18 protein-coding genes and 1 pseudogene are annotated in these 18,176 nt (G+C 61.9%); 8 read left to right on the forward strand and 11 right to left on the reverse strand.

Going from position 1 to position 18,176, the window contains the following annotated elements; genetic code table 11:
• The first annotated feature begins 132 nt into the window (after positions 1–132).
• The 4 genes from gltX to GKG36_RS14600 all read left to right on the forward strand — a co-directional run bounded on the left by gltX (position 133) and on the right by GKG36_RS14600 (position 5,315).
• On the forward strand, positions 133–1,602 hold the full coding sequence (gltX, locus tag GKG36_RS10510; RefSeq protein ID WP_097774254.1) for a glutamate--tRNA ligase: 1,470 nt from the start codon (positions 133–135) through the stop codon (positions 1,600–1,602).
• Positions 1,603–1,787: 185 nt separating this feature from the next.
• Positions 1,788–4,076, forward strand: coding sequence for a PP2C family protein-serine/threonine phosphatase (locus tag GKG36_RS10515; RefSeq protein ID WP_243139055.1), 2,289 nt, complete (start codon positions 1,788–1,790; stop codon positions 4,074–4,076).
• An 81-nt stretch (positions 4,077–4,157) separates the two neighbouring features.
• Complete coding sequence (locus tag GKG36_RS10520; RefSeq protein ID WP_154260611.1) at positions 4,158–5,105, forward strand: pectinesterase family protein; 948 nt, start codon at positions 4,158–4,160, stop codon at positions 5,103–5,105.
• Positions 5,106–5,153: 48 nt separating this feature from the next.
• Positions 5,154–5,315, forward strand: coding sequence for a hypothetical protein (locus tag GKG36_RS14600; RefSeq protein WP_165852638.1), 162 nt, complete (start codon positions 5,154–5,156; stop codon positions 5,313–5,315).
• Positions 5,316–5,419: 104 nt separating this feature from the next.
• On the opposite strand, the gene GKG36_RS10525 is transcribed toward GKG36_RS14600, so the two are convergent.
• Both GKG36_RS10525 and GKG36_RS10530 read right to left on the reverse strand, forming a co-directional pair.
• Positions 5,420–6,946, reverse strand: a complete 1,527-nt coding sequence (locus GKG36_RS10525) for a HAMP domain-containing sensor histidine kinase (protein WP_154260613.1) — start codon at positions 6,944–6,946, stop codon at positions 5,420–5,422.
• A gap of 18 nt (positions 6,947–6,964) precedes the next feature.
• On the reverse strand, positions 6,965–7,651 hold the full coding sequence (locus GKG36_RS10530; protein ID WP_044953253.1) for a response regulator transcription factor: 687 nt from the start codon (positions 7,649–7,651) through the stop codon (positions 6,965–6,967).
• A 270-nt stretch (positions 7,652–7,921) separates the two neighbouring features.
• Between GKG36_RS10530 and GKG36_RS10535 the strand changes: the two are divergent.
• A pseudogene (locus tag GKG36_RS10535) lies at positions 7,922–8,092 on the forward strand (UDP-N-acetylglucosamine 2-epimerase); the annotation flags it as partial.
• Between the two features lie 132 nt (positions 8,093–8,224).
• Here the strand turns inward: GKG36_RS10535 and GKG36_RS10545 are convergent.
• The 9 genes from GKG36_RS10545 to GKG36_RS10585 form a co-directional block, all read right to left on the reverse strand.
• Positions 8,225–9,271, reverse strand: coding sequence for an ATP-binding cassette domain-containing protein (locus GKG36_RS10545; RefSeq protein ID WP_154260615.1), 1,047 nt, complete (start codon positions 9,269–9,271; stop codon positions 8,225–8,227).
• A complete protein-coding gene (gene modB, locus GKG36_RS10550) occupies positions 9,268–9,939 on the reverse strand; it encodes a molybdate ABC transporter permease subunit (RefSeq protein WP_120081473.1) in 672 nt (223 codons plus the stop codon). The genes GKG36_RS10545 and modB overlap by 4 nt, the downstream gene beginning before the upstream one ends.
• A gap of 60 nt (positions 9,940–9,999) precedes the next feature.
• The gene (gene modA, locus GKG36_RS10555) at positions 10,000–10,887 is read right to left on the reverse strand and encodes a molybdate ABC transporter substrate-binding protein (protein WP_154260617.1); all 888 of its coding nucleotides are present in this window, start codon (positions 10,885–10,887) and stop codon (positions 10,000–10,002) included.
• 79 nt (positions 10,888–10,966) lie between these two features.
• Positions 10,967–11,899, reverse strand: a complete 933-nt coding sequence (locus GKG36_RS10560; protein WP_154260619.1) for an MOSC domain-containing protein — start codon at positions 11,897–11,899, stop codon at positions 10,967–10,969.
• A gap of 9 nt (positions 11,900–11,908) precedes the next feature.
• Positions 11,909–12,877 (reverse strand): GTP 3',8-cyclase MoaA, encoded by a 969-nt coding sequence (gene moaA / locus GKG36_RS10565; protein WP_005937681.1) that lies wholly within the window; start codon positions 12,875–12,877, stop codon positions 11,909–11,911.
• Positions 12,870–13,367, reverse strand: coding sequence for a cyclic pyranopterin monophosphate synthase MoaC (gene moaC / locus GKG36_RS10570; RefSeq protein WP_097774263.1), 498 nt, complete (start codon positions 13,365–13,367; stop codon positions 12,870–12,872). Before moaC ends, moaA begins: the two co-directional genes overlap by 8 nt.
• Positions 13,368–13,438: 71 nt before the next feature.
• Complete coding sequence (locus tag GKG36_RS10575; RefSeq protein WP_097781229.1) at positions 13,439–14,458, reverse strand: molybdopterin-binding protein; 1,020 nt, start codon at positions 14,456–14,458, stop codon at positions 13,439–13,441.
• A gap of 12 nt (positions 14,459–14,470) precedes the next feature.
• Positions 14,471–14,986 carry a molybdopterin-guanine dinucleotide biosynthesis protein MobB gene (locus GKG36_RS10580; RefSeq protein WP_243145085.1) on the reverse strand — a complete coding sequence of 172 codons (516 nt, stop codon included), beginning with the start codon at positions 14,984–14,986 and terminating at the stop codon, positions 14,471–14,473.
• Between the two features lie 34 nt (positions 14,987–15,020).
• Positions 15,021–15,248 (reverse strand): DUF1653 domain-containing protein, encoded by a 228-nt coding sequence (locus GKG36_RS10585; RefSeq protein ID WP_154260621.1) that lies wholly within the window; start codon positions 15,246–15,248, stop codon positions 15,021–15,023.
• Between the two features lie 241 nt (positions 15,249–15,489).
• On the opposite strand from GKG36_RS10585, the gene GKG36_RS10590 reads away from it, so the two are divergent.
• The 3 genes from GKG36_RS10590 to GKG36_RS10600 are packed head-to-tail and all read left to right on the forward strand — an operon-like array spanning position 15,490 to position 18,116.
• Entirely contained in the window at positions 15,490–16,803 is a 1,314-nt protein-coding gene (locus GKG36_RS10590) for an SMP-30/gluconolactonase/LRE family protein (protein ID WP_154260623.1), read from the forward strand.
• A 27-nt stretch (positions 16,804–16,830) separates the two neighbouring features.
• Positions 16,831–17,391: a TIGR01440 family protein gene (locus GKG36_RS10595; RefSeq protein WP_005937663.1), complete on the forward strand. Its 561-nt coding sequence runs from the start codon at positions 16,831–16,833 to the stop codon at positions 17,389–17,391.
• Positions 17,392–17,396: 5 nt separating this feature from the next.
• The gene (locus GKG36_RS10600) at positions 17,397–18,116 is read left to right on the forward strand and encodes a YggS family pyridoxal phosphate-dependent enzyme (RefSeq protein WP_154260625.1); all 720 of its coding nucleotides are present in this window, start codon (positions 17,397–17,399) and stop codon (positions 18,114–18,116) included.
• The last annotated feature ends 60 nt before the right edge of the window (positions 18,117–18,176 follow it).

Genomic DNA, 18,176 nt, shown 5'->3' on the forward strand with positions numbered 1-18,176 from the left:
GCATTTGATGCAGCAGCCCCTTTTTGCGGGGGTGCATGATGTTATCCTGCATTGACAAAATTGCACAGAATCAGTACAATAAAACATAGCTATCCGCAAATTTTTTGCATGAGAATAAAGGAGCGTTTTTCTATGCCGAGCAATAAAGTCCGCACCCGTTTTGCGCCGTCGCCTACGGGTTATATGCACGTTGGCAACCTGCGCACTGCCCTGTACACCTACTTGATGGCCAAGCACGAGGATGGCACCTTCATCCTGCGCATCGAGGATACCGATCAGGGCCGCTATGTGGAGGGCGCTGTGGATGTCATCTACAACACCCTGCGGGAGACCGGTCTGCTGTGGGACGAAGGCCCGGACATCGGCGGCCCCGTGGGCCCCTATGTGCAGAGTGAGCGCATGGGCATGTTCAAGCAGTATGCCGAGCAGCTGGTGGCCGAGGGCAAGGCATATTATTGTTTCTGCACCGAGGAGCGTCTGGAGGCCCTGCACGCCGAGCAGCGCGCCAACGGCGAAATGACCCACTATGACGGATGCTGCCGCGACCTGCCCAAGGACGAAGTGGAAAAGCGTCTTGCCGCCGGGGAACCCTATGTTATCCGCCAGAAGATCCCCCGCGAGGGCGTGACCGGCTTCGACGATGTGGTGTACGGCCACATCGAGGTGAACAACAGCGAGATGGACGACCAGATCCTCATCAAGACCGACGGCATGCCCACCTACAACTTTGCCAATGTGGTGGACGATCACCTCATGGGCATCACCCACGTGATCCGTGGCAGCGAGTATCTGTCCTCCACCCCCAAGTATAACCTGCTGTATCAGGCGTTCGGCTGGGAGATCCCCACCTACATCCACTGCCCGCCGGTCATGAAGGATGCACAGAATAAGCTTTCCAAGCGCAACGGCGATGCCAGCTATCAGGATCTGGTGGCAAAGGGCTACCTGACCGAGGCCGTGCTGAACTACATCTGCCTGCTGGGCTGGAGCCCCAAGGGCGAGTATGCCGAGCAGGAGATCTTCTCCCTGCCGGAGCTGGTCAAGATCTGGTCTCCGGACGGCATCTCCAAGTCTCCGGCCATCTTCGATCCCCTCAAGCTGCGGGCCATCAACGCGGAATATATCCGCCGCCTGTCCCCGGAAGAGTTCCAGAAGAAGGCGGAGCCGTGGATCGACAAGGCCGTGCACACCTCCATCGACAAGAAGCTGCTGTGCGCAAACCTGCAGCCCCGCTGCGAAGTGCTGGGCGAGATCCCGGAGCAGCTGGATTTCTTTGATGCGATGCCCGAGTACGATGTGAGCATGTACGCCAACAAGAAGCAGAAGACCACCCCGGAGACCGCCAAGGAGGCACTGGAAGCCCTGCTGCCTGTGCTCAGCGACGAAGCACTGGATTTTGGCAATCGCGATGCCGTCTTCGATGCCTGCAAGGCCAAGGCTGAGGAGCTGGGCAAGAAGAACGGCTGGCTGCTGTACCCGCTGGGCATTGCCCTTTCTGGCAAGCAGCGCACCCCCGGCGGCGGCACCGACCTTGCCTGCATGATGGGCCGTGAAACCACCCTTGCCCGCGTAAAAGCGGCAATTGAAAAGCTGAACGGCTGATTTTTGCCATAAAACCACAAAGCTCTGCAGCATTTTTGAACGCTGCAGGGCTTTTTTGCGTCTTTGGGCCGGTTTGCGGCAGAACACTGCACCGCGCCAAAAATCGCCGCGCGCCCGCGCTACAGTATATGCAGAAAGCGCGGGGAACAGAACCACAACGCCCCGCCGGAAAGCGGGGAGTTTTTATGACAGAGCGGATGGGTCTGGCAGCGGTCGGGCGGCAGAATGGACAGCGGGCAGCGCTGGCACGGCGGGCGGAGCTGCGCCCGGCAGCGCGCAGGCTGGCGGCTGTGGCAGTGGGATTTGCGGGCGGCTGGGCCGTTCTGTACGGTGCACTGATGCCTTTTGGTCTGGGCTTTGTGCTGGGCTTTGCAGAGGACTGCTTTGCCCCCTGTGCGGCGGGTGCGGCGCTGGGTGTGCTGCTGCACGGGTTTGGCGCGCTCTCGCTGCGCAGTGTTTGTATGCTGTGCGCACTGGGTGCTGCAGTGGCAGCGCGGTGGATGGGTGCCAGAACACTGACCCCGGCGGTGCTGGCGGGCTGCGGCACGCTGGTGGGTGTGGCGCTGTGCTTTGCCTTTGGCGGCGGCGGGGCAGAGTTGGTGTTTTACAGTGCAGCAGATGCCCTGCTGGCCGCAGCCATGGGCTTTTGTCTGCGGCAGTTCGCGCCCGAAAAGCCGGGTGCCGGGATGCTTCTGGTGGGTGCGGCCGCAGCGGCGGCGCTGGGCAGTGTGCAGCTGTGGCAGCTGCTGCCGGGCGTGATCGTCTGCGCGGCGCTGGAACTGTATTTATGCAGCAAAGGGCAGGCCAAAGCCGCGCTTGCGGCCTGCGCGGTGCTGGGCGCTGCGCTATGCGCGGCAGACCCGGCTCTCAGCTTTGCGGCATCCGGCCTTGCCTGTGCCACGGTGGCAGCGGCAGTGCTGGCACCCGGACGGCGCATGGAAACGGTAGCCGCCTACGCGGGCGGCTGCGTGACCGGTGCACTCTGTGTGCAGCCGCCCGGGAGCGCGTTTCAATATCTGCTGAACGTCTGCATCGGCATCACGGCCGTAGCGGCCATGCCCGCAGCATGGCTTGTGCCGGAGCCGGAAGAAAAGCCGCAGGCAGGGCAGGCCCAGCCGCAGCAGTACAGTGCAGCGGCCACCCGGCTGGAACAGGTGTCCCAGAGCCTTGCATCGCTGGCAGAGACCGTGAACGATGTCTACGAAACGCTGCCGCACCGGCGTGAGGATTTCCATTGGGTAATTGATAACACACATGATACCCTCTGTTTTAACTGCGGACGGCGGGATACCTGCTGGAAGCAGGAGTATGCCGCCACGCTGGAGGGCATGGAAGCACTGCGCCCTCTGCTGGAAAGCAGCGGCGGGCTGGAAACGACTCAATTGCCCGGGCAATTATCCCGGTGCATCCACCCGGCAGCACTGTGCGCAGCGGCAAACCGCTCCTTTGCGCTGTACCGCAGCCGCAAGGAGGCCCGCCTTCATGCCGAAGCCATGCGCACTGCCCTGACCGAGCAGTACAGCGCCGTGGCCGAAGCGCTGGGCGTGTTGGGAGAACAGCTGGGCCGTCCGGGCGACCCGGAACCCTATAAATCCGGCCGGGTGGCGGACTTTTTTGCGCAGCTTGGCACTCCGCCGCAGGAGTGTGCCGTCACGCTGGATGATCTGGGCCGCACCCATGCGGCGGTCACGCTGCCGCGCACCCGCTTCTCGGCGCAGGAGCTGGCCGCGCTGGCCGGGGAGGTGGGCCGCATCTGCCGCCGCACGCTGGAAGTGCCGCAGGTGCTTTCCTGCAAGGGAATGACCACCCTGCTGTTCAGCGAAAAGCCTGTGCTGCGGGCCGTGTTCGGCATGGCGGGCGCGGCGGCGCGGGGCAGTATTTCCGGCGATGCGGTGCAGCAGTTCTGCAGCCCGGCGGCAGCGCAGATGATCCTGTGCGACGGCATGGGCACCGGCAGGCCTGCAGCCGTGGATGGCAACCTTGCCGCCGAGCTGACGGCCCGGCTGCTCAAGGCGGGCTTTACCGCAGAGCTGGCGGCAAGGCTGGTCAACGTGGCCCTTGCCCTGAAAAGTGAGGATGAGAGCGGTGCCACGCTGGACCTCATCAGCGTGGATCTTTACACCGGCACGGCAAGGCTGTTCAAGGCCGGTGCGGCACCGGGCTTCCTTGTGCACGGCGGGCGGGTGCGTGCTGTGGGCGACACCAGCCTGCCGGTGGGCATTCTGGGCGGAGTGAACGGCCAGAGCCGGGTGGTGCATTTGACGGTGGGCGATTATGCGGTGCTGGTCTCGGACGGGCTGCTGGTGGACGGTCCGGGCTGGGTGACAAAGCAGCTGGAGCTTTCCGCTGCGGCAGGAGATGCGCCGGAAAAAGTTGCAAAGACGCTGGTGGAAACGGCCCGCGTGCGCGCCCAGAAGACCGGCAGGCCGGACGACATTACGGCAGCGGTGCTGCGGCTGGAAAAATGCGTTTGATGTTCATACAAACTTCGTTGATTTTCGACGGAGGAGAAGGTATACTATGGAAGCATAGAAACAAAACGGGAGGACAGAAATATGCTTACCATAACCGTAGCGCAGGATGGCAGCGGCGATTTTGCTTCGGTGTCCGAAGCGGTGCTGGCCGTACCTTATGCCTGCGCAGCAGAGATCCGCATTGGCCCGGGAGTTTACCGCGAAAAGCTGGTGTGCGAAAAACAGGATATCACCCTGATCGGCGCAGGCATGGAAAGCACCCGCATCGTGTGGGGCGACGGCGGCAGTCTGCCGCACCCGGACGGCAGGCCCACCCACACCTTCCGCAGCTATACCGCGTTTTTCCGGGGGATAGAACTGCGGGTGCGGGACCTGACCATTGAAAACGATGCCGGCCCCGGGGCAAAGGTGGGGCAGGCCGTGGCGGCTTATGTGGACTGCTCTCACACCCTCTTTGAGAATGTGCGGCTGCTGAGCAATCAGGATACGCTGTTCTGCGCCCCTCTGCCGGAGAAGGAGCGGGAGAAGGATGGCTTCCTTGGCCCGGGCCGTTTTGCGCCCCGCCGCCCGACGGCCCAGTATTACCGGCACTGCGAGATCGCGGGAGATATCGATTTTATTTTTGGCGGCGCGGACGCTCTGTTTGAGCAGTGCACCATCCGCACCGTGAACAACCACCTGCCTGCAAGCTACGTCACGGCTCCCTCGGGCCGTGCCGATGGCCTCGGGTTTGTGTTCTGGGACTGCGACTTTGTCTCGGACAACTGCCCGGCGGGCACGGTGTTTCTGGGCAGGCCATGGAGGCCCACCGGTAAAACGGCTGTGCTGGACTGCCGTCTGGGAGCCCACATTGCACCGGAAGGCTTTTCGCCCTGGCAGAGCCGCACCGACTCCGACCTTGCCAGCTTTGCCGAAGCGGGCAGCACCGGCGAGGGCGCAGCAGCGCGCGGTGCATGGGTGAAGCAGCTGGACAGCCAGCAGGCCGAAGAGCTGCTCAGATGTGCACGGAAGCTTTGCAGACCGGAATAAAAACGGAAAATATAAAATGAAGTATAAAATGGATTTGAAGGATCTTCTATGAAAAAACTGCCGAATTTTGTCAAATGGATCATCATTCTGGCGGCACTGGCTGCAATGGGCTGGATGATGTGGGCTGTGAATGATCGTGCCTCCCGGGTGGAAATGCCCGCACCGGATAATACATTCGGAATTTATCGCACAGCAGATTCCAGCCAGTAAATCATTTGGAATGGCCGCAGTATTGCGGGCAGAAACGATGCTCTATAGAAAAAGCAAAAGCCGGGACGACCACACGGTCATCCCGGCTTTAAAATTATTCCTGATTATTCCTGCCCGGCCATCTCGGCTGCATTGGCGGGCAGGTCGTTCATGATGAACCAGAACGTAGTGCCCATGCCGATGGCACTCTGTACACCAAAGCGGAAGCCGTGCTGCTGGAAGATGGCCTTGGTGATGGAAAGGCCCAGACCGGTGCCCTGCTTGCCGGCATCCGAACGGGAGCGGTAGTACCGATCAAAGATATAGGGCAGGTCGTCGGCAGAGATGCCGGGACCGTGGTCCTCCACCTCTACCCGCACGCCCTCGGTGCAGCGCTGGGCCCGCAGGATGAAGATGCCGTCTTTGCCGATGTGGTGCATGGCATTGCCCAGCAGGTTATGCAGTGCGCGCTGCATCATGTTGGGGTCTGCGTAAACGGGCAGTTCCTCGTCCGGCAGCTCCAGCTGGAGCTGCCAGCCGTTCTGGGCGCAGATGGCATCGTACCGTTCGCTCACCTCGTCGCACAGCTGGCCCATATCAAAGTGCACGCGCTCGCATTTGTCGGCACCGCTGGTCACCTTGCTCAGCTCCATCACGCTGGAGACCAGTGCGGTCAGGCGGTCGGTCTCGTCCACGATAATGTTCATCTGCTCATCGCGGTGGGCCTTGTCGTCGCCGGTAATGTCGCGCACCGTCTCGGCATAGCCCTTGATAAGGGTCAGCGGGGTGCGCAGGTCGTGGGAGACGTTGGCCAGCAGGTCGCGCTGCATCTGCGAAGAATGCTGCACCTCGCTTGCCATGTGGTTGAAGTCCCGGGCCAGATCGCCCAGCTCATCGCTGCGGCGGGTATCCACCTGCACGGCATAGTTGCCCATGGCCATCTGGCGGGCAGCGCTGGAAAGCTGGCGCAGCGGCTTTGTGAACCACTCACTGAACAGCCATGCCGCCGTCATGGCAAAGGCAAAGATCAGCGCCGCTGCCATGGGCAGCACGGTGCTCAGCACCTTGCCGGCTTCAGCCACATGCACAAGGCTGGTAGTGACCAGAACGGTGTACTCGCCGCCGGAGGTGTTGCGCCCTACCAGCAGCTGTGCCGAGCCGGAGAGCCGCGGCGGATTCAGGGTCTGCACAAAGCCGCCGGTGGTGCGGCATTTCTTGCGCATGGCCACAGCGGTGGAAACGATCATATCGTTGTTGGCGGAATCCGAGAGCAGCGTTTCGTGCAGGTTGCAGTAGGACTGGTTCTCAATCTTATAGATCGTGCGCATGGTGGTATCGGAAATATCCACACAGAAGCTGTTCAGCGAACCGCTGGCGTACAGCTGGGTGGCAAGCCGGTCAAAAAACGCGGTGTTGACCGTAAGATGGCCAAAAGACCATGCCGAAAGGGCTTCGCCGTTTGCAATAGCCTTGTCCAGCTCGGCGGTGATGCTTTCTGCCTGAGTGGTCAGCTGTTTTTCAATGTGCTTGGTGTACAGCGGTTCCAGCAGCTGGGTGGACAGAAACCACACCAGTGCCAGCAGGAACAGACAGATACAACACAAAAACCACATCAGCTGGCCGCGGATGCCGGGGGAGTGATGGTGCCGCATGAATCCTCCGCTCCTTTATCAGCGCGTTGCGTCGGGGTCGAATTTGTAGCCGATGCCCCACACGGTAGCAATGTAGCTGCGGCACTTGCCCAGATGGCCCCGCAGCATTTTGACATGGGTATCCACGGTGCGGTCCTCGCCAAAGTAGTCGTAGTTCCACACCTTCTGCAGGATCTTTTCACGGCTGAGGGCGATGCCCTTGTTGGAAGCAAGAAACACCAGCAGGTCGAACTCCTTGGGGGTCAGGGCCACCTCCTCGCCGGAAACGCGCACCGTGTGGCTGGCCGTGTCGATGGTCAGCTCACCAAAGGTCATGGTGTCGGAGGCAGCGGCGGGCTTGGGCATGGTGCGGTTCAGCACGGCCTTGACACGGGCTACCAGCTCACGGGGAGAGAAGGGCTTGACAACGTAGTCGTCGGCACCGCTCTCCAGGCCGGCCAGCTTGTCGTATTCCTCGCCGCGGGCGGTCAGGATGATGACCGGCGTGTTGATGTGGCGGGCGCGCATCTCCCGCAGGCAGGTCATACCGTCCATGAACGGCATCATCAGGTCCAGAATGACCAGATCGAAGGCTCCGCCGGAAAGCTGGGTCAGCGCAGCTGTGCCGTCAGCGGCTTCTTCACAGATATAACCGGAATATTGTAAATGTTCGCGGATCAGCTCGCGGATGCGCGGCTCATCGTCAACGATCAGGATCTTAGCCATAATACAGACACCTTCCTCAATAATAGACTTCTTGACCAGAATATCATACAGCAAGAATAAAAAAAAGCTGTGAAGTTTGCGTGAATGCTTTTCAAAAAAAGTGCCCGCAGCGGCGGGCTGCTTCCAGTACCAGTATACCACAGAAAAACGGCCCTGCACAGCCGGAGTTTGCGGGGCAGACCGCAGGCCCAGCCGGATGGTGGTGCTTTCCGACCTGCACAATTCCGAGTTTGGCGCATATAATAGTGAGCTTGTGGATAAGGTGCGGCGGCGCTGGCCTGTTTTTACCTGCGCATCCCGGTGGGCCATGTGGAAGCCGGACTGCGTACCTACGATCTGGATTCCCCCTATCCGGAGGAGTTCAACCGGCAGGCGGTGGGCGTGCTGGCAAAATACAACTTCGCGCCCACCGAGCAGGCCAAGCAGAACCTGCTGCGGAAGTGGTTCAGCTGGTGGGCGGCACCGAGAACATTTCCAGCGTGGCACACTGCATGATCCGACTGCGGTTCGCGGTCAAGGACCTGAACAAGGCCGATCAGGAAGCGCTGAAGAAAATCCCCGGCGTGCTGTCCGTCACCCCAGCGGCATGATGTTCTGCGGTGCAGTGCCCAGAAACGCCGGTGCCTCCGGCGACGCAGCGGTCAGGTTCGTCTTGCTCACCTTCCACCACAGGCGGGTGGTGCCGTCCGGCGCGGTAAAGATCAGGTTCCAGTCAAAGGGATTCTCGCTGGTGGAGTTCAGCTGCACCGGCAGAGCGTTCGGCGCAGCTGGTGCGCAGGGGGCAAAGTCGTGGGCGCGGATGCCCACGGCGGTGCAGGTTTCCGGCACCTCGGCGGCAAGGTGAAGGGGCGCATCCCAGCCGGTCAGGCGCACGGTGTGGGCATCCACGCGGGTACAGGACAGAATGTTCTTGCAGCCGGTCAGCCGTGCGGCGGTGGTGCTCTGCGGGTCTGCAAACACCTCTTTGGTGCCGCCGGTGCGCAGCACCTGCCCGCTATCCATCACGATCATATCCCGGCACAGGCGGTAGGCTTCGTCACGGTTGTGGGTGACCAGCAGCACCGTGCCGCCAAACCCGGCCAGCAGGCTGCCCACTTCGCCCTCCACTTCCTCGCGCAGGTAGCTGTCCAGCGCACTGAACGGCTCGTCCAGCATCAGAATTTTGGGCCTGCCCACAAGGATGCGTGCCAGCGCGGTGCGCTGCTGCTGCCCGCCGGAAAGCTGGGCCGGGTAGCGCTTGGCAAGGGATTCCAGCCGCATGGCCTGCAGCATTTCGGCGCAGCGGGCCTTGCGGGCGGCCTTGTCTTTTTCGGCTTTCAGGCCGCAGAGCACGTTCTGCTCCACGGTCATGTTGGGGAACAGTGCGTAGTTCTGGAACAGCAGGCCCACGCCGCGCTGCTGCGGCGGCAGGTCGATGTGCTGGGCGCTGTCAAACAGCACCCGGCCGTCCAGTACGATGCGGCCCGCATCCGGCTTTACGATACCGGCAATGCAGCGCAGGGTCATGCTTTTGCCGCAGCCGGATGCGCCCAGAATGGCTGTGGCGGTGCTGCGCGCGGCAAAGTTGGCGTGAAGGATAAAGCCATCCAGCTTTTTGGTAATGTTCACTTCAAGACTCATGCGCGGCCACTTGCTTTCTGTTTTTTCTCCAGCAGATTCACGGCCAGCAGCACCACTGCCGAGATCACGATATCCACCAGCACCCAGCGCATGGCACCGGCTTCGTCGTTGGTGCGCCACAGCTGGTACACGGTGGTGGCAATGGTGGCGGTCTTGCCGGGGGTGTAGCCTGCGATCATGCTGGTGGCACCGTACTCGCCCAGCGCGCGGGCAAAGGCCAGCACCGTGCCGGCCAGAATGCCTTGACGGCAGCAGGGCATCCGCACCCGCCAGAAGATCCACACGTCCGACTGGCCCAGCGTTTGCGCCGACCATGCCAGCGTTTCGTCAAAGCTTTCAAACGCGCCGCGCGCCGTGCGGTACATCAGCGGAAAGGCCACCACGATGGATGCAAAGATGGCACTGTACCAGTTCATGACCAGCTTCACGCCGAAATGCTCCATGAAAAAGGCACCCAGCGGCCGCTTTGCGCCGAACAAAAGCAGCAGAAAATAGCCCACCACCGTGGGCGGCAGCACCATGGGCAGGGTGAGCACCACGTCCAGCGCGCCTTTGACAGTGCGCGGCAGCTTGGCAATATAGTAGGCGGCAAAAATGCCAAGGAAGAACACCGCCGCGCAGCTGACGAGGGCGATGCGCAGGCTGTTCCAAAGGGGATACCAGTCCATAAATGATACCTCCGAATAAAAAGGCTTCCCCCGGAGGGGAAGCTCTGAAAAACAACGAATTTACAGTGCGGTGAAGCCCACGCTCTCGAACACGGTCGCGGCGCGGTCGGTCTGCAGATAGGCCAGAAACTCCCTGGCAGCCTCGGCGTTGGGGGCGGCCTTCAGCACGGCGGCAGGGTAGATCACCTGACCGCACATCTCCTTGGTGGCCTCATCCACGGGGGTCAGGCCTGCGCTGTAGGCATCGGTGCAGTACACGACACCGGCATCCACGCTGGCTTCGGTGATCTGGGTGGTGACCTCCTTGACGTTGGAGCCGTAGGTGATGACACCGGCTGCGGCCAGTGCTTCCTCGTCCAGATCGTAGTAGGCAAGGATCTTCTGGGTGTACTGGCCCACGGGCACATCGCTGTTGCCCATGCAGAACAGAATGTCCCCGGCCTTGAGGTGCTCGGCCAGAGAATCGAAGCTGTCGATGCCCTTATCGCCATTCTCGGGCACGCACAGAACGACCTTGTTCTCCAGCAGGTCCGCGCGGGAATCGCTGTCCACGAAGTCCAGTCCTTCGGTGTTCACATCGGCGGAAGCGGTGCTGTCCAGCTGGTTCATCTGCTTCTGACCGGCGGAGATGAACAGGTCGCAGTCCGCGCCTTCCTGGATCTGGGTCTTGAGGGTGCCGGAGGAGTCGAAGTTGAAGCTGAAGGTCACGCCGGGGTTCTCGGCAGAGTAGATCTCGCCGATGGCGGTGAGGGTCTCGGTGAGGGATGCGGCGGCAAACACGATCAGCTCCATGGATCCACCGGTAGCTTCAGAAGAAGCAGCGGCAGAGCCTGCCACGGAAGATGCAGTGCTGGAAGCGGAGGAGCCGCAGGCGGTCAGGGCCGCAGCGGCACCGGCGATACCGGCAGCAGCCAGAAAGCTGCGGCGGGAAATTTTAGTGTTGTTCATGATAAGCGCTCCTGTTTTTAAAATGAATCTTTGCATTTGATACGGTACAGGATGCGGTGCCGCCCACCGGGATACTTTTTTACTTCCGGGCGCATTCGCCGTCCAGCCCGGCGGCAAGGCGGATGCCGTGCGCAAGGCTGGGCAGGATGTACTCGAGGTTTTCTTTTACGGCCTTAGGGCTGCCCGGCAGGTTCACGATCAGGGTCTTGCCGCGCAGCACGCTGACACCGCGGCTGAGCATCCCGCGCGGTGTGATGGTAAGGCTATGGTACCGCATGGCCTCGGCAATGCCGGGCGCGTTGCGTTCGGCTACGCTCAAAGTCACCTCCGGGGTGATATCCCGAGGTGCAAAGCCGGTGCCGCCGGTGGTGAGGATCAGGTTCACCTGACGGGCATCCGCAAGGCGCAGCAGCTGGGTTTTGAGCTGGGCGGCATCGTCCGGCAGAAGCAGCGTTTCTTCCACCTTGTAGCCTGTGGCGGTGAGCATCTCCACAATGAGCGGGCCGCTTTTGTCCTCCCGTTCGCCGCGGCTGCCCTTATCGGAAAGGGTGATCACCGCCGCGCGCAGGGGCAGGTCTGCCGGGGTGGGCAGCAGCTTCAGCTCGTCGCCGGTGTGGATGGTGCCGCCTTTTACCACCCGTGCGAACACGCCCTCCCGCGGCATGATGCAGTCGCCGGTCTGCCGGCGGATGGCGCAGTCGCTGTGGCACTCCTTGCCGATCTGGGTCATTTCCAGCACGGCATCCCCAATGGCAAAAAAGCTGGGCACCGGCAGGGTGGCAAGATCGAACCCTTCCACCACCAGATTTTCGCCAAAGGCACCGTAGTCCACCCAGAGCTTTTGACGGAAAGATTCAATTTTTTCCGCGCTCAGCAGGCTGACCTGCCGGTGCCAGCTGCCGCCGTGGGCATCGCCCACAATACCCCACTCCGGGGTGAGAACAGCGGACGGCACCGGCATTTTCAAGGTGCCGCGCCGGGGGCTTGTGCAGATAGCCAGAATTTTACCCATAAATTTGTGTTATCCTCCGATCCGGTACATCCCTCGTGTGGCGGGCATGGAGCCTTGGCCGAAGTGATGTTCCCGGGGTTTTGCCAGAATCGTGTTTTGAATGGCCTGCAGAAGGGCCGCGTCGTCCGCGCCGCTGCGCAGCAGAGCACGCAGGTCGGTGCCGGATTCGCTGGCAAGGCACGGACGCAGAAAGCCCTGACTTGTCAGCCGCACCCGGTTGCAGGAAGCGCAGAATTTGCCGTGCACGGCAGCAATCAACCCAATGCTGCCGCGCCAGCCGGGCGCAGAATAATACACCGCCGGCCCATCGCCAAAGGCCGCACCGGTCACCGGCTGCAGCTGCGGCCAGCGGCGGTAAAAGCGCTCCAGCAGTTCCGGGCCGGAAAGGCCGGGCAGCCCGGCACCAAAGCCAATGGGCATCATCTCAATAAAGCGCACCTGCAGCGGATGCTCCTGTGCGAAGGCAGCAAGGCTTTCCAGCTCGCCCTCGTTCACGCCGGGCTGCGGCACACAGTTCAGCTTGACCGGAATGCCGCTGGCAAGGGCCGCCCGGATGCCGTTTTGCACGGCGGCAAGCTCGTCTTTGCCGGTGATGCGCCGGAAGGTCTCCGGGTGCAAGGTGTCAAGGCTGATGTTCACGCTGTCAAGGCCCGCCGCCAGCAGGGCGGGCAGCTTCTGGGCCAGCAGCACGCCGTTGGTGGTAAGGGCAACGCGGCGGATGCCGGGAATGGCTTTCAGGCCCGCCGTCAGTTGTTCCACGCCCCGGCGCACCAGCGGTTCACCGCCGGTGATGCGCACCGTGTCGATGCCGCACTGGGCGAACAGCGCAGCCAGCCGCAGAAATTCCTCATAGGTCAGAATATCTTCGTGAGCCAGCTTTGGCACGCCGTCCGGCATACAGTAGCGGCAGCGCAGGTTGCACAGGTCGGTGACCGAAAGGCGTAGATAGTGGATATTGCGGCCGTATGCATCAAACATAGCCGCCCTCGGCCCGCACATAGTGCCCGCTCTTGCCGCCGGTCTTCTCGACCAAGTGGATCTCGCCCAGCTCCATGCCCTTATCCACGGCCTTGCACATATCGTAGATGGTGAGCAGCGCGGCAGAAACGCCGGTCAGAGCTTCCATTTCCACGCCGGTCACGCCGATGGTCCTGGCGGTGCACACGGCCTCTACGGCCTGCTGTTCGGGCAGAAGGTGAAAATCCACAGTCAGCTTGCTCAGCGGCAGCGGATGGCACAGGGGGATCAGCTCGCTGGTGCGCTTGGCCGCCATGATGCCTGCAATGCGGGCCACGCCCAGCACGTCGCCCTTCTGGGCGGTGCCGTCCCGAACAGCGGCAAAGGCTGCCGCATTCATAGTGATGATGCCGCGGGCCACAGCCTGCCGTGCAGTGACGGGCTTTTCGCTCACATCCACCATCACGGCGCTGCCGGACGCATCAAAATGAGAAAGTTTTGTTTCGCTCATAATTTTTACCTTGATAAAGCTCTCCCCTTTGGGAGAGCTGGCAAAGCCGTAAGGCTTTGACTGAGAGGGTTTCAGCAATGCCCGAAGCCGCAGTTGGGCCAGTGGCATTCGGCGCAGCCTAAGCACAGCCCGCCCTCGCCCAGCCGGGCAATGTCCTCGGCAGTGATGGGGTCATCGGCCAGCAGGCGCGGCAGAAGCAGGTCAAAAATGGTGCGCTTGGCGTACATCACGCAGCCGGGCAGGCCGCACACCGGCACACCGTCCAGATAGCTCACAAGGAACATGGCACCCGGCAGCACCGGTGCGCCATAGGTGATGATCTCGGCACCGGTGTTCTTGATGGCAAGCGGCGTGCGGTCGTCGGGGTCTACGCTCATGCCACCGGTGGTAAAGATCATCTCGCAGCCTGCGGCCTTTGCTTCCAGAATGGCGGCGGTGATCCCGGCGGGGTCGTCGTCGCAGGTTTTGTGATAGGTCATCTCGCAGCCGTATTCGGCCAGCTTGCCCACCAGAATGGGGGTGAATCTGTCCTCGATGCGTCCCTTGAATACCTCGCTGCCGGTGGTGATGACCGCAAACTTTTTCGGGTGGAAAGGCAGCACGTTCAGGATGGGTTCGCTGCCTGCTGCGGCCTGCATGGCATCCATCTTCTCCTGCTCGATCACCAGCGGGATGATGCGGGTGCCGGCCAGCTTCTGGCCCTTTTTCACGGGCAGGTCGCCGTGGATGGTAGCGATCATCATTTGGGGTGTGCGGTTCACGGCCAGCAGGGCGGCGCGGTCGATCTTCAAAAGACCGTCGCAGTCGGCAACCAGTTCGATCTTGCCTTCCTTCGGCTCAGTGCCGTGGATGTTGCGGCCCGCCGCTGCCTTGTACAAAAGGGCAGCGGCTTCGTCCTCGTGCAGGATGCCGGGGCGCTTCTCCCAGACATAGAGATTCTCTTTGCCAATGGAGAGCAACACGGGGATATCCTCCGGCTGGACGATGTGCCCTTTGCGGAAGCGTGCTCCCTTGAACTGGCCGGGAATGATCTGTGTGATGTCGTGGCAGAGCACCTGCCCGACAGCGTCTTCGGTACGGATGAGTTTCATGCAGAACCTCCGTTACAGGGACGACATCTGGTTCTCGATCCAGTCTGCCAGAGCAGCAGGATCGTCCAGTGCAAAATCAGCGCCCGGCACATCGCCCACGATGGCCATGGGCTGGAACGCGGTGCCCACCGGGCTGACCGAGCTGCGCACCACCTCGATCTTGGTCCAGCCGCTGTCGCCAAAGCCTTCCAGCAGTACAAGGTCGTAGCCGTGGCGCTCGAACAAAGCCAGCAGGTCCTGCTCGTTCAGGCGGAACTGCTCGGTAAGCAGATAGCGCCCGGCAGTAAACACGGCCACACCCTCGGCACCGGCCTCATGCAGGCGGTCGGCCTCGGCGGGCAGGCGCAGATCGTCAGCCTCGCGGATCACACCCACCTTCAGCCCGCGGCTCTTGAGCACCGGCAGCAGCGCGGCCAGCAGAGCGGTCTTGCCGCTGCCTGCGGAACCGCTGACAGCCAGCACTGCCGGATGCTTGAAGCTCAGTTCGGCGGCAAGCGCCTGTTTTTGTTCACTGTACAAAAGTATCACCCTCCGTTTTATCCCATCGGCAAAAACTGCCGGTTCACTCCTCAATGCGCACAAAGCGCGGCTGCACTTTGCCGTCCCGCTCCACGGTCTCGCACCACATGGCGGCAGGACGCACCCAAAGCCCGCGTTCCCCGTACAGGGCGCGGTACACCACCATTTCCTCTTCGGTCTCGCTGTGGCGGGCCATGCCCAGCACTTCGTATTCGTTGCCCTTGAAATGCCGGTAGCGGCCCGGCTGCACATTATATTTGAATGCTTCCATGTTATCCTCTTTTACACTGACACGCGGCATTCCGGTGCAGAATGCCATATTTATAATCAGTATAGCATATTTCAGCACGGCAAAAAAGTCTTTGGCAGGAAAGATGGAGAAAAAGGCGGCAGGCGGCGGCAAAAGCCGGGAGACAGAGTTGGGTGCTTGAACTGCCGCGCCACAGATGCTATACTGAAACGATAAGGGGATACCCCTCTGAAAAAGCTCTGAAGATAAAGGAAAAAGCCCTATGAGGATCGGACTTGTTGAATTTCTGCTCATCCTTGCCATTGCGTCGCTCACCATCGGGCCGCAGGTGGCATTGTTCGTGGATCGCTGGATGCGCCGGGCAAACCGCGCCAATGCCCGCGCTGCTCGCCGCCGTGCCGAGTATGCGGCCCAGATGGCGGTGGAGCGGGACGCGCTGCTCAAGCGGTTCCGCACGGCCAGCACGGTGTTTGGCGTGTGCATCCTGCTGGCGCTGGTGTATGCACTGGTGTTCCGGCCCATCGATACGCCGCCACAAAGCTACACCGCGCCGGATGTCCGGCAGGACACCGGTGCAGCACAGACGGCCCTTGCCGCCGATCATAAGGGAACGCTGGATCTGGGCGAATATCAGGGTGTGGACTGCATCCGCACACAGGACGGCCTTGTGTATGCCGCAGCATACGACGGCGCAGCCTTAAAAAAGCGCACGAGCGACCTTGTGCGCACCGACGGCGGACACGATGCGGCCATCCTTTCCGTGGACGGTGAGCTGACCGGTTTTGCCTTTGACGGCAGCGGGGACCTGTGGCTGAGCGTCCTCACGCCCGGCGGCGGCAGCCTGTGCCGCGCCGCCCACGACAGCTGGGGCACGGCGGTGGAGCAGGTGGTGACCCAGATCGACGGTGCACCGCTGGGGGCTGTCTCAGCGGTGGAAGCCGCGCCGGACGGCAGGATCTACTTTGCTGTTGCTGCCAGTGCCAGTGCCGCGGACGGGCTGGAGAGCACTCTGCGCACCGAACTGCTGGCCCACACCGGCACGGGCTGCGTGTATGTATACGACCCGGCGGCACGCACGGTGCAGAAGGTGCTGGGCGGTGTGGCCGGTGCTTCCGGGCTGGCCCTGAGCCGGGACGGCAGCACGCTGTTCGTGGCTGACCTTGGGAACCGCTGTGTGTGGAGCGCTGCCGCCGATGCCCGCGACCTGACGGCGGGCGGTAAAAACTGCCAGAGCTTTGTTTCCGGCCTGCCGGGGTATCCCGGTGCGCTTGCTATGGATGCAGACGGCACCCTGTACATCGGCTACCGGTGGGCGCGCAGCAGCTGGCTGGAAAAGAACGCCGACAGCACCCTGCTGCGGGGCATTGCCCTGCGTGCAGGCCGGAATCTGCAGGAAAAGCTATTCAGTCTGCCTGCCGATGCGCCCTGCGCGGAAGCTGTAGATACGGCAGACGGCAGCTGGAAGCGGACGGTCTCCAGCAAGGGTGCAGGCGGTGTGACAGCTCTGTGCCCGGTGGAGAGCAGGCTGTATCTCGGCCTTGCAGGCAGCGAAAAGGTGCGCAGTGCAAATCTTTGATCTTTTATAAAAACCGAGGTGTTTTTTATGACGGAAGAATTCAAAAAACAGATCGAGACGCAGGCCCGGCAGGCAGTGACCGAACTGCTGGCCGAAGCAAAGCTGAAAAAGGGCGATGTGTTCGTGGTGGGCTGCTCCTCCAGCGAGATCGTGGGCGGGCACATCGGCAAGGATTCCAGTCTCGAGGCGGCGCAGGCCGTGTACGCGGGCATTGCCCCAGTGCTGGCCGAAAACGGCATCTGGCTGGCCGCGCAGTGCTGTGAGCATCTGAACCGCGCTATTATCATCGAGCGCGAAGCCGCCGAAAAATACGGCTGGGAAGAGGTGTGCGTGGTGCCGCGCCCCCACGCAGGCGGCAGCTGGGCCACTACCTGCTGGAAGAAGTTCCGGGAGCCGGTGGCCGTGGAAGAGATCCGTGCCCATGCAGGCATTGATATCGGCGGCACCCTGATCGGGATGCACCTGAAGCGGGTGGCGGTGCCGGTGCGGCTGAGCCTTTCCAAAATTGGTGAAGCGAACATTCTGTGCGCCCGCACCCGCCCGAAGCTCATCGGCGGCGAACGCGCCAAGTATACCGAGGAGGACTGAGCATCATGGCAGAAAAGAATCTGGAACAGATGCAGGAGGCCGTGGCAGAGATCCGGGAAAAGATGGCAGCCGCGGCCCGTGAAGCAGGCCGCGACCCGGCAGCGGTGCAGCTGTGCGCCGCCTGCAAGACCCGCACGGCACAGACCGTGGCTGCAAGCGCAGCCCTGCCCATTGATGTGTTCGGTGAGAACCATGTGCAGGAGCTGTGCGCAAACTTTGACGCAGGTGCTTACTGCGGCAAGCCCAGCCACTTTATCGGCCATCTGCAGACGAACAAAATTAAAAAAGTGCTGGGCCGTGCCAGCCTCATCCAAAGCGTGGACAGTGAGCATCTGCTGAACGCTATCGAGAAGGAAGCAGCCAAGGCCGGCATCGTGCAGAACGTGCTGCTGGAGGTGAACATCGGCGGCGAGGAGAGCAAGACCGGCGTGGCACCGGAAGCGCTCTGGCCGCTGCTGGATGCTGCTGCCGCACAGGAGCACATCCGGGTCAAGGGGCTGATGGCCATTCCGCCTGTGAACGACGACGATACCCGCAACCGCCGCTATCTGGCCGAGGTGTACAAGCTGTTTGTGCAGGCCGGAGAGCGCGGCTATTCCAACGTGTCCATGGAGACCCTCTCCATGGGCATGAGCGGCGACTTTGAAAACGCCATCCGGGAGGGTGCCACCCTTGTGCGCATCGGCACCGCCATCTACGGCGAGCGGGATTACAGTAAAAAGTAAGAGAACGAACCCTCTCCGTCATTGCTGCGCAATGCCACCTCCCCCGAAAGGGGGAGGTTT

Source organism: Faecalibacterium sp. BIOML-A1, assembly GCF_009679715.1.
Lineage (GTDB): Bacteria > Bacillota > Clostridia > Oscillospirales > Ruminococcaceae > Faecalibacterium > Faecalibacterium taiwanense.

Excerpts from the sequence above, each read along its gene's own strand:
- GKG36_RS14600 (WP_165852638.1), top strand. The coding sequence starts at position 5,154 with ATGAAAAAACTGCCGAATTTTGTCAAATGGATCATCATTCTGGCGGCA.
- GKG36_RS10520 (WP_154260611.1), top strand. The coding sequence starts at position 4,158 with ATGCTTACCATAACCGTAGCGCAGGATGGCAGCGGCGATTTTGCTTCG.
- GKG36_RS10560 (WP_154260619.1), bottom strand. The coding sequence starts at position 11,899 with ATGGGTAAAATTCTGGCTATCTGCACAAGCCCCCGGCGCGGCACCTTG.
- GKG36_RS10545 (WP_154260615.1), bottom strand. The coding sequence starts at position 9,271 with ATGAGTCTTGAAGTGAACATTACCAAAAAGCTGGATGGCTTTATCCTT.
- GKG36_RS10585 (WP_154260621.1), bottom strand. The coding sequence starts at position 15,248 with ATGGAAGCATTCAAATATAATGTGCAGCCGGGCCGCTACCGGCATTTC.
- GKG36_RS10530 (WP_044953253.1), bottom strand. The coding sequence starts at position 7,651 with ATGGCTAAGATCCTGATCGTTGACGATGAGCCGCGCATCCGCGAGCTG.
- GKG36_RS10575 (WP_097781229.1), bottom strand. The coding sequence starts at position 14,458 with ATGAAACTCATCCGTACCGAAGACGCTGTCGGGCAGGTGCTCTGCCAC.
- GKG36_RS10525 (WP_154260613.1), bottom strand. The coding sequence starts at position 6,946 with ATGCGGCACCATCACTCCCCCGGCATCCGCGGCCAGCTGATGTGGTTT.
- GKG36_RS10595 (WP_005937663.1), top strand. The coding sequence starts at position 16,831 with ATGACGGAAGAATTCAAAAAACAGATCGAGACGCAGGCCCGGCAGGCA.
- GKG36_RS10515 (WP_243139055.1), top strand. The coding sequence starts at position 1,788 with ATGACAGAGCGGATGGGTCTGGCAGCGGTCGGGCGGCAGAATGGACAG.
- modA (WP_154260617.1), bottom strand. The coding sequence starts at position 10,887 with ATGAACAACACTAAAATTTCCCGCCGCAGCTTTCTGGCTGCTGCCGGT.
- modB (WP_120081473.1), bottom strand. The coding sequence starts at position 9,939 with ATGGACTGGTATCCCCTTTGGAACAGCCTGCGCATCGCCCTCGTCAGC.
- moaA (WP_005937681.1), bottom strand. The coding sequence starts at position 12,877 with ATGTTTGATGCATACGGCCGCAATATCCACTATCTACGCCTTTCGGTC.
- GKG36_RS10590 (WP_154260623.1), top strand. The coding sequence starts at position 15,490 with ATGAGGATCGGACTTGTTGAATTTCTGCTCATCCTTGCCATTGCGTCG.
- moaC (WP_097774263.1), bottom strand. The coding sequence starts at position 13,367 with ATGAGCGAAACAAAACTTTCTCATTTTGATGCGTCCGGCAGCGCCGTG.
- gltX (WP_097774254.1), top strand. The coding sequence starts at position 133 with ATGCCGAGCAATAAAGTCCGCACCCGTTTTGCGCCGTCGCCTACGGGT.
- GKG36_RS10600 (WP_154260625.1), top strand. The coding sequence starts at position 17,397 with ATGGCAGAAAAGAATCTGGAACAGATGCAGGAGGCCGTGGCAGAGATC.